The organism is Massilia sp. P2_C2, from assembly GCF_056404615.1.
The window spans coordinates 1-3212 of record NZ_JBFUDR010000480.1; the positions used below are offsets into that span (position 1 = coordinate 1).

Annotated in this window: 4 protein-coding genes; 2 read left to right on the top strand and 2 right to left on the bottom strand. The window is 61.4% G+C overall.

The genetic code is table 11. The features are described 5' to 3' along the window. Positions 1-1480: dihydrolipoyl dehydrogenase (lpdA, locus tag AC1DYX_RS29690; protein ID WP_477265594.1), on the top strand; the 1480-nt coding region annotated here is incomplete at its 5' end. A 67-nt stretch (positions 1481-1547) separates the two neighbouring features. Here lpdA and AC1DYX_RS29695 read toward each other — a convergent pair. Together AC1DYX_RS29695 and AC1DYX_RS29700 are read right to left on the bottom strand one after the other, a co-directional pair. Further along, the gene (locus AC1DYX_RS29695) at positions 1548-2066 is read right to left on the bottom strand and encodes a YqhG/Tai3 family protein (RefSeq protein ID WP_477265596.1); all 519 of its coding nucleotides are present in this window, start codon (positions 2064-2066) and stop codon (positions 1548-1550) included. After that, positions 2047-2400: a CHAP domain-containing protein gene (locus tag AC1DYX_RS29700; protein ID WP_477265599.1), complete on the bottom strand. Its 354-nt coding sequence runs from the start codon at positions 2398-2400 to the stop codon at positions 2047-2049. Before AC1DYX_RS29700 ends, AC1DYX_RS29695 begins: the two co-directional genes overlap by 20 nt. A 285-nt stretch (positions 2401-2685) precedes the next feature. Between AC1DYX_RS29700 and AC1DYX_RS29705 the strand changes: the two genes are divergently transcribed. Next, positions 2686-3030, top strand: a complete 345-nt coding sequence (locus tag AC1DYX_RS29705; RefSeq protein WP_477265598.1) for a DUF1840 family protein — start codon at positions 2686-2688, stop codon at positions 3028-3030. The last annotated feature ends 182 nt before the right edge of the window (positions 3031-3212 follow it).

Consider the following 3212-nt stretch of genomic DNA (forward strand, 5'->3'; position numbering starts at 1 on the left):
GGCCGCACCTACGCCGGCCGCACCGATTCCGAACGCGGCCAGCTACACCGGCCCGGTCGACGTCGAATGCGAGATGATGGTGCTGGGCGCGGGCCCCGGCGGCTACTCGGCCGCCTTCCGCTCGGCCGACCTGGGCATGAACACCGTCCTCGTCGAGAAGTATGCAACCTTGGGCGGCGTCTGCCTGAACGTGGGCTGCATCCCGTCCAAGGCACTGCTGCACGTGGCGCACATCATGGACGAGACGGCGCACATGGCCGACCTCGGCGTGTCGTTCGCGAAGCCGGACGTCGACATCGACAAGCTGCGCGCCTACAAGGATGGCGTCATCAAGACGATGACGGGCGGCCTGGCCGGCATGGCCAAGGGCCGCAAGGTCAACGTGGTGCAGGGCGTCGGTAAATTCCTGAGCCCGAACCACATCGAGGTGACGGCTGCCGACGGTGGCAAGAAGGTCGTCGCGTTCCAGAAGGCGATCATCGCGGCCGGTTCGGCCGTCGTGAAGCTGCCGTTCGTGCCGGAAGATCCACGCATCGTCGATTCGACCGGCGCCCTGGAACTGCGCCAGGTGCCGAAGCGCATGCTCGTCATCGGCGGCGGCATCATCGGCCTCGAAATGGCGACCGTGTACTCGACCCTGGGTGCGCGCATCGACGTCGTCGAGATGATGGATGGCCTGATGCAGGGCGCGGACCGCGAGGCCGTCAAGGTCTGGCAGAAGTTCAACGCGCATCGCTTCGACAACATCATGTTGAAGACCAAGACCGTCGGCGTGGAAGCGCTGCCGCAAGGTATCAAGGTGAYGTTCGAAGCGGCGGAAGCGGGCCAGCCGGCACCGGAAGCGCAGGTCTACGACCTCGTGCTGGTGGCCGTGGGCCGCAGCCCGAACGGCAAGAAGATCGGCGCCGAGAACGCGGGCGTGGCGGTCAGCGACCGCGGTTTCATCCCGGTCGACGGCCAGATGCGCACGAACGTGCCGCACATCTTCGCCATCGGCGACCTGGTGGGCCAGCCGATGCTGGCGCACAAGGCCGTGCATGAAGCCCACGTCGCAGCGGAAGCCGCGCACGGCGAGAAGGCCTTCTTCGATGCGAAAGTGATCCCGTCGGTGGCGTACACCGATCCGGAAGTGGCATGGGTCGGCCTGACCGAGGACGAAGCGAAAGCCAAGGGCGTCAAGGTCGAGAAGGGGCACTTCCCGTGGGGCGCCTCGGGCCGCGCCGTCGCCAACGGCCGTGCGGAAGGCTTCACGAAGCTGCTGTTCGACGCGGAGACCCACCGCATCGTGGGCGGCACGATCGTCGGTACGAATGCCGGCGACATGATCGGCGAAGTCGCGCTGGCGATCGAGATGGGCGCGGACGGCGTGGATATCGGCAAGACGATCCACCCGCACCCGACGCTGGGTGAATCGATCGGCATGGCGGCAGAGGTCTACAAAGGCGTCTGCACCGACTTGCCGCCGCCGCGCAAGCGCTGATTGCGGCGCCAGGCGTCGCAAAAAACCGGGACCTGGCGTCCCGGTTTTTTTGTTTTCGGTCGGAAGATTACGGAATCTTCCGGGACAGGACCTGTCTCAGGGACACCTTGTCGGGTCGTCTGTAGACGACATCGGTGATCTTCCAGATACCGCCCACTCGCGCCACTACGAAATCGATCTGCGTTTTTCTCTCATCGACCGGATCCTTGTAGACCACGGATACCCGACCCGGCGACATCCTCGTTACGTCCAGGTCGGTCACGCGTGGATCCTGCGAATCGAACAGCAGGTCGAAGTCGAGGTTGCAGATGCCTTGGTACCTGGCCTGGCACGCCGCATCCTTGACCAGTAAATCCGCCAGCGCGGGAGCGAAGTATTTTTCAAGCGTCGCTTTGCCCTGGTGCGCCAGGTTGTCTCCGAACAGGTCCGCCTGGCTTGCCACCGCCTGCCACGCAAAATCCTTGTACAGCTTCGCGACCACGGTGGCTTCGTTATCCGCTTTCGTGGCAAGCGCCGAACCGCTGAATCCAATCGACAGTGCGACCGATGCCATCAGGGTGAGGCGTTTAACGGCGATAGACGACATAACTCGGCTTCTCCTTTGCGTATTCAGTTCCCGGCCAGAAGCCGTGCTGGACAAAATCCGAAACCCATTCCTTTCCATCGAAGCCGGCAATGTGACCAGCCGGGTTGCCATGCTTGGTCGGCTGAATCACGACAATATCGCCCTGTTGAAACGGGAACTTGTCGGGATTATCGACTGAAATGGCATGAAAACCATTACCGAGTAGCGTGGGACCGTACAGTCTGGCTGGCGTCGGATGGCCCTTCGTGTTCGCGCCCCCCGCTTCAAGAGCCAGGCGAACGAACTTTGCACAATGCGACTGGCTGTGCTTGCCTGCGGCTGAAAGACTCCCCAATGGACGCCTGTCACCTCGATCCAGTCCTTATGCTTGTCGTCTTGGGACGCACCCTTGATCAGGCGGTGATCGCGATGTCCATGTGATTCGGGCGCCGACGGCGGACTTCGGACGCAGCGAGGTTGGCGCTCGTGTACACCGTTGATCGCAATTTTTACGATTTTTTTTCAAGCAATCCACTAGACTGGCCCTGTTGCTGAAGCCCAAGAGAGAACACGCTAAAAGATCGGTTTCGTCCGAGGCTTCAAGTCATCAATATCGAAACGCCATTCAAGAGGATATGCCATGCTCGTAAAATTCAAATCGAAAGCCGCCGCCGATGTCTTGATGCTCGACCGTCACGCGCAAAAGGCGCTCGCGCCATTCGGCAAGAGCACAGCCAACGGCTATTTCTCTGCTAGCGAGCTGGACAACGCGATCGGTGTCCTCGAAGCGACGACGGTGGATAGCAAGCACCATGCGGCGACGCAAGCCTTGGCGCAGGACGTCGAATTGCACCACGCCGCTGAAGGCGTGAATCATTTTCCCCAAGTCCAGGAAGCTGTCGATTTCGCGGCGCATTTGTTTCCGCTGCTGGAAATGATGCGGGCGGCGCGGCGCACAGACAGCGTCGTGACCTGGAATATTTGATGGTTCGGTCGTTGCGCTGAGGGAGGAGTTCACGCCTGCGGCGGCCATGTTCGCCATCGTCCCGATACTCTACAATTCCGCGTCGGCACGGCTTCTCTGGTAGATGAAACATCGCAGAATTCTTTTCGTTGGATATGGCACGATCGCGCAGGCGTTGACACCGGTCTTGTTCGATCTGTATC

What these genes read in the sequence shown, in the direction of transcription:
- AC1DYX_RS29705 (WP_477265598.1), top strand. Translation starts at nt 2,686, where the DNA reads ATGCTCGTAAAATTCAAATCGAAAGCCGCCGCCGATGTCTTGATGCTC.
- AC1DYX_RS29695 (WP_477265596.1), bottom strand. Translation starts at nt 2,066, where the DNA reads ATGTCGTCTATCGCCGTTAAACGCCTCACCCTGATGGCATCGGTCGCA.